The sequence below is a fragment of the Raoultella sp. genome, from assembly GCF_039594335.1.
Classification (GTDB): Bacteria; Pseudomonadota; Gammaproteobacteria; order Enterobacterales; family Enterobacteriaceae; genus Klebsiella.
In genome coordinates this window covers 24,281-30,365 of sequence record NZ_JBCNNS010000047.1, presented here as the reverse complement: position 1 = coordinate 30,365, position 6,085 = coordinate 24,281, and the positions used below count along the sequence as shown (strand labels likewise).

At 53.0% G+C, this 6,085-nt stretch carries 6 protein-coding genes; 1 reads left to right on the top strand and 5 read right to left on the bottom strand.

Annotated features, from left to right (window positions below):
- The 5 genes from ACZAHD_RS10740 to ACZAHD_RS10720 all read right to left on the bottom strand — a co-directional run.
- Nucleotides 1-499 (bottom strand): CatB-related O-acetyltransferase (locus tag ACZAHD_RS10740; protein WP_462456758.1); only part of this gene is annotated, 499 nt, incomplete at its 3' end.
- A gap of 470 nt (nt 500-969) precedes the next feature.
- Nucleotides 970-2,379, bottom strand: a complete 1,410-nt coding sequence (locus ACZAHD_RS10735) for an amino acid permease (RefSeq protein ID WP_462456757.1) — start codon at nt 2,377-2,379, stop codon at nt 970-972.
- Nucleotides 2,380-2,390: 11 nt separating this feature from the next.
- A complete protein-coding gene (locus tag ACZAHD_RS10730) occupies nt 2,391-3,584 on the bottom strand; it encodes an amino acid aminotransferase (protein WP_462456756.1) in 1,194 nt (397 codons plus the stop codon).
- A gap of 54 nt (nt 3,585-3,638) precedes the next feature.
- Nucleotides 3,639-4,010 (bottom strand): RidA family protein, encoded by a 372-nt coding sequence (locus ACZAHD_RS10725; RefSeq protein WP_462456755.1) that lies wholly within the window; start codon nt 4,008-4,010, stop codon nt 3,639-3,641.
- A complete protein-coding gene (locus ACZAHD_RS10720; RefSeq protein WP_462456754.1) occupies nt 3,998-4,801 on the bottom strand; it encodes an alpha/beta hydrolase in 804 nt (267 codons plus the stop codon). The genes ACZAHD_RS10725 and ACZAHD_RS10720 overlap by 13 nt, the downstream gene beginning before the upstream one ends.
- A gap of 396 nt (nt 4,802-5,197) precedes the next feature.
- Here ACZAHD_RS10720 and ACZAHD_RS10715 point away from each other — a divergent pair, with 396 nt between their 5' ends.
- The gene (locus tag ACZAHD_RS10715; RefSeq protein ID WP_462456753.1) at nt 5,198-6,064 is read left to right on the top strand and encodes a GNAT family N-acetyltransferase; all 867 of its coding nucleotides are present in this window, start codon (nt 5,198-5,200) and stop codon (nt 6,062-6,064) included.
- Nucleotides 6,065-6,085 lie beyond the last annotated feature (21 nt).

Sequence of the window (6,085 nt, the reverse complement as noted above, 5' to 3'; positions counted from 1 at the left end):
GCTCGGGAAAACGGTACTTGATAAAGGTGGCCGGATTGCCGCCTACCACGCTATAGGGTGCGACGTCTTTGGTGACCACCGCGCCCGCCGCCACCACAGCGCCTTCGCCAATCGTGACGCCCGGCATAATCATCGCCCGCATGCCAATCCAGCAGCCATCCTGCAGCACGGTATCTCCGCGAGGCTGGTAGGCTTCATTGACGCACGACGCGAACGGATAGAGGCTGACCCAGTCCATCCGATGCGTGCTATTGCCCCCCATCAGGATCACCACTTCCGGTGCGATGCAGACGAAATTGCCAATAAAGAGCTTATCGACATGGCCCAGGGGCTCCCACCCTTCGCTGACGGCATCGCCGTGCAGGTAGCGCACCACGCAACGTTCAAACCCGCGATCCCAGCAGTCACTATAGTAGCTGTGACTGCCGCGAATGATCACATTCGGGTTGGTTACCGTCTGGTGTAGGCGTTCGGTGATTGACCAGTGTTTATTGGCCATCGAGGCATTCCTTCTTGTGTTAATATATCCGCTTGCTGACCCGTCAGCATAAACCGGAAAAAATTAATACCGGAGCAACCACTGCAAGCGTTGCCTGGCATCATGATGGCTGACTCAGGAAATATTTCGTTGAGAATAAACTGACGGGCATTATGTTTATTTGTTCGCACCGTCATTATCCATAATTAAACAGAATAGCTCCACCCCAATCATATTTTTAATGATAAAAACGGGCAGTTCCTCCCACTCTGCCAGGTTTTTCGGCGTCCAGGCGTCATATTATTACTTTCGTCTTGCTGCTGATCTCCTGCGCCGCTATTTTTCGCCGACGCCAAAAGAGACGGAAGGTGACGACACCGCTCGCTGCAGCGCGCTCCCTGACTGTCATCGCCGTCATCATGTTATTATTTGCGACTGGGGGTAAGCGTAGCGAATAAGTGCTCGCCTCCGGATGGCGGCGAGCGCTTATCTCAGGGCGCCCGATCGGATTCTGGCGCCGGAATCGTCGTTAAGTTAGGCCGGGCACGACGGCTATAGAAGTAGAGCCCGGTCAGCAGCAGGGTAAATGGAATGCCAAACCACAGCGTCATGCGGAAGAAATCGGTAAACGCGGTTGAAATCAGCAACGCCAGCATCAGGACGGCCCCCAGGAGCGTGCTCCAGGGATAGCCCCACAATCGAAATTTCAGCACCGTTTGCCTGTGCTGGCGGCGGAAAAACAGGTGAGTGATAAAGATCATCAGCCAGGTAAAACAGGCTCCGTAGACCGAAATAGACATCATCGCGGCAAACGCCTGCTGCGGGTAGAGCACACTCAGTACGATAGAGACCATAATGCCGACGCAGGAGATTGCCAACGCATTCACCGGGATCCCGCGAGCGCTGATGCGTCCAAACGCGGCCGGCGCCTGTCCGGCGCGCGACAGCGAGAACATCATCCGCGTGGTGATATACAGCTGGCTGTTCATCGCAGAGAGCGCCGCTATCAGGACGATAAAGTTAAAAATACTGCCGGCATACGGCAAGTGAATCACGTTCATCGCCACCAGGAAGGGACTTTCGCTGGTGCCGGATTGACGCCACGGCACAATCGCCAGCATCAGCGCAATCGACAGCATATAGAAAATAAACAGGCGCAGGATGGTCCCTTTAAACGCGGACTTCACCGCCACCACCGGGTTTTTCGCCTCTCCAGCCGCTACCGCAATCATTTCAATGCTCAGATAGCTGAAGATAGAAACAATGGTCGCGAACCACATGCCGCTGACCCCAAACGGCATAAACCCGCCGCCATTGGTAAAATTATGCAGGCCGTAGGTTGGGTTGGCGGAGAAGGCCAGGATCCCCAGGCCGATGACGATAAAAGCCACGATCGCCAGAACCTTGATCGTCGAGAGCGCATACTCCACCTGCCCGAACCATTTCACGCCAATAACATTAATCACTATCACCACGGCGGAGAACAGCAGCACCCATGGCCAGACCGGCGTGTACGGGAACCAGAACTGCATATACATTCCAATCGCGGTGACCTCGGTACCGACCGCCAGCACCACGCAGGACCAATAGGAGTAGCGTACCAGGAATCCACACAGCGGACTGAGATAAAACTCGGCATAGTCGCCAAATGAGCCGGGAGTCGGATGCTCGGATGTCATCTCCGCAAGGCAGCCCATCAACAGCAGCGCAATTAAGCCGCCGATCAGATAACTCAGCAGCACCGACGGTCCGGCCATCTGAATCGCGTAGGCGCTGCCCAGAAACAGCCCGGTACCAATTGCGCCGCCGATCGCCAACATCGACATCTGCCCGGCGGTAAGCTGTTTCTTCAGCCCACCCTGGCGCTGTGCAATCTCATCAAAACGCTTGCGATCTTTCATCGGTTCCTGCCTTAGTGACGGGGGGTGGTCACATCGAGAATAGCGGCGGTGACATAATCAATGTTGTCACCATTGAGACCGGGTAGACACATCCGTCCCGGCGCCACCAGATAAATGGCATAGCGTTGGCGCAGCTCGCTCACCTGCCGTTCGTCGAGGCCGGTATAGCTGAACATCCCGCACTGATCGCGGATGCGCCGGTAATCCAGCTGAGAACCACCCTGCTCCAGGCCGGCGGACAGGCGCTGACGCATCTGCTGGATCCTCTGACGCATCGTCGCCAGCTCTTCCTGCCACAGCTGGCGGAGCTGCGCGTCGGCTAACACCATGTTGACTATCCGGCTACCGTAGGTCGGCGGACAGGAATAGCTACGGCGAATTAACGTTTTTAAGGCACCCTGAACGTTAGCGGCGCTCTGCGCGTTGGCGCAGCGCACGGTTAATCCCCCCACCCGCTGGCCGTACAAGGCGATATTTTTCGAAAATGAGTTGGCAACGATAAAATCGAGATCGTTTTCCAGCGCCAGCCTCAGCGCATAGCAGTCCTCCTCCAGCCCGGCGCCAAAGCCCTGATAGGCGATATCGAAAAATGGCAGCAGGCGCTGCGCCTGAATCACCCCCAACACCGTCTGCCACTGGCTAGGGCTCAGATCGGTCCCGGTCGGGTTATGGCAGCATGGATGCAGCAGCACCGCCGTACCGGCGGGTAGCGTTCGCAGGACCGCCAGCATGTCGGCAAAGCGCAGTTCGCCGCGGAGATTGTCGAAATAGGGATAGCTGTTCACCTGCAACCCTGCGCCGGAAAAAATAGCCTGATGGTTGGCCCAGGTCGGATCAGAGACCCAAATCTCTTTACGCTGTAAAAAGTGAACGAGAAAATCCGCCGCCAGCTTCAACGCTCCTGAGCCGCCAACGGTTTGCACCGTCGCCAGCGCCTGCTCCGGAGCGGCAGGCCCCAGCAGCAAGGTCTGTATCTGACTGGCAACGCCTTCGCTGCCTTCAATCGGCGGATAGCTGTGCGGCTGCTCCTGCGCCAGCAGGCGCCGCTCTGCCTGCCCGACGGCCCGCATCAGCGGAACGACTCCTCGCTCGTCATAATATAAGCCGATGCCTAAATTCACTTTCCGCGGATTGCGGTCCTGTAAATAGGCTTCCATTAACGACATAATAGGGTCCGGAGTCGACGGTTTAATTTCTGCAAACATAGGTATCCTTAGCCATAATAAATATGACTGGCAGGTGAATATTTATTTTTGTTTTCAGGCCGTCGCGCTGACGGTAATTTCTATTTTCATTCCCGGAACCACTAATTTATCGACGATCACCGTCGAACGATTAGGATAAGGGGCATTGAAGTAACGCCGGTAAATATTATCAAGGCATACAACATCATTGACGTCAGTCAGATAAATAATTACCTGGAGAACATTATCGCTGTGACTCCCGGCCGCCCGTAGCGCCTGGGCGAGATTATCAAAAGTCAGGGCGATCTGCTGTTCCGTCGGACCCGTTTCAATTGTGCCATCAGCCCGGACCGGCCCATGCGCGGTAAAGAGCATCCCGCCACCGCGTGTCGCCCAGGAAAACGGCTGACCGATGTCCGGAAGGCCAGTGTGAATTACCTCTCGCATAAAGGATTCTCGTCGTGGCAAAGCCTGCTGAAAAGTACGCTATCGGTGACAAACAGCGCGTCAAGGATGGTGTAGTGGTTAACATCCGGCAGGGCTATTTCGTCAACCGGCCTCCCCTGCTGGCGCAAGCGCTGAGCATAGTTTTCACTCTGAGCGATAAGCTCGGCTCGCTCGGCGGTGCCGTAGAACAACGTCAGAGGCGTTGTCTTCTCCGGTAAATGACGTAGCGTACTGAGGTCGCTCACCTCCTGGGGTGTCAGTTGCAGTGGCCGGTTGACTGCCGTAGTCAGCAAAGGCTCAAGCTCATAAATCCCGCTGATAGCCAGTACCGCATCGACACGCGGATGCATCTGCCAGCAGGCTGCCAGATGGCCGCCTGCAGAGTGTCCACTCAGATAAACCGGGCTGCACAGACCCGGCTGGCGAGCAATGGCATCCAGCGCGAGCCCAATCTGCCGGTGGATCGCCGTTAACGACGCCTGCGGCGCTAACGTATATTCCACCAACATCACATCAAACCCGCGGGCCAGCGGCCCGACAGTAATAAAGGCAAAATCCTCTTTATTACAGGATTGCCAGTACCCGCCATGGATAAATATTATTGTGCCCATCTTGCTGACGGGAGAAATAAACCAGTCAATACGTTCCCGTTGGTTTTCACCATAAGAAAAAGTCATGATATTTTCGCCACACTGATAGGCTTGCTGACTTCGCCGCTGAAAGTCAGCCAATATTTCCGTCTCATTATCTACGGTGGTGCTGTTGTCATAACTCCCGACGCTGAGTTTCATATATTAAACTTTGTTTATTATTTGAAATGTGGCTTAACTATTAGCAATGAGAAAATATGTTGTCAAGCTTATAAAAAGTAGAATGCGAGAGAGTTAATAGAAATTAAATCTCAGCCCTAATAAGTTTTACCAGTGAAACTTTTATCGAAAAATGAGTCCGCAAAAAATGATGCCGGTTACGGGTCAGTACTCACCTGGCAACGCGTTCGTCGGCCACCCCCTTTCGGCTCCCAGGTACTGTGACCGAGACAACGTCCTGAGAAACCACTGAAGGAACAAACTGTACAAACATCGAGAAAAGTTCATACTCAACGCTATAAATGAACTCATATTTTTGATATTAAATTGCTAGTCGCCATGTCAGGTCTCAGAAATTATAAAAGGGAATACAGACCAATGAAATATAAATTAGTCAAGCAGGTTGTCAATGATAATGTGTTAAGAAACAGTTTCATTAATTTGGCAATTAAGACCTTTGACCTCTCTTTTAAAGAGTGGTACCAAAAAGGCTACTGGACCGGGTCCTATATTCCTTATGCGTTTGTTGAAAATAATAAAGTCATTGCCAATGCGTCGGCTAACATTATCGATCTGATGTGGCAGGGGCAGCCCCGGCGCTATATCCAGATTGGTACCGTGATGACCGCCACCGATTATCGTGAGAAGGGACTGGCCAGCCAGCTGATTAACCATATTCTGGCTGACTGGCAGGAGCAGGCCGACGGTATTTTTCTCTTCGCGAACTCTACGACCGTTGATTTCTATCCTAAATTCGGCTTTGAACAAACCGATGAGTACCAGTACGCTCTGCCGGTTACGCCTGTCGCCGGGGATTTTCGCAAGCTGGATATGGATAAAGAGAGCGATGTGAATATCCTCAAATACTATTATCAGAAATCCAACCCGTTTTCCCGCCTCTCGGCCCACAATAACTTCGGCCTGTTGATGTTCTACTGCTCGGCGTTTATGAAGCACTTCGTCTATTATTCGGAGAAAAATAATGCCGTGGCGATCGCCATGCAAAACGATCATGCCTTGCTCTGTTTTGACATTTTCTGTGACCGAGCAAGTTCGATGACGGAGATCGTGAATGAACTTGCGGCGCAGCATACCCGCCAGGTTATTTTAGGCTTTAGCCCCAAGGAAGACAGAGTGGGTGAATACGAGAAGATTGAGATTGATGATTTTCTTTTCATCTATACGGCAAAAGAAAATATCTTTAAGGAACGTAAACTCATGTTCCCGACGCTCTCGCATGCCTGAATCTGCCCGGCACATGGTGAC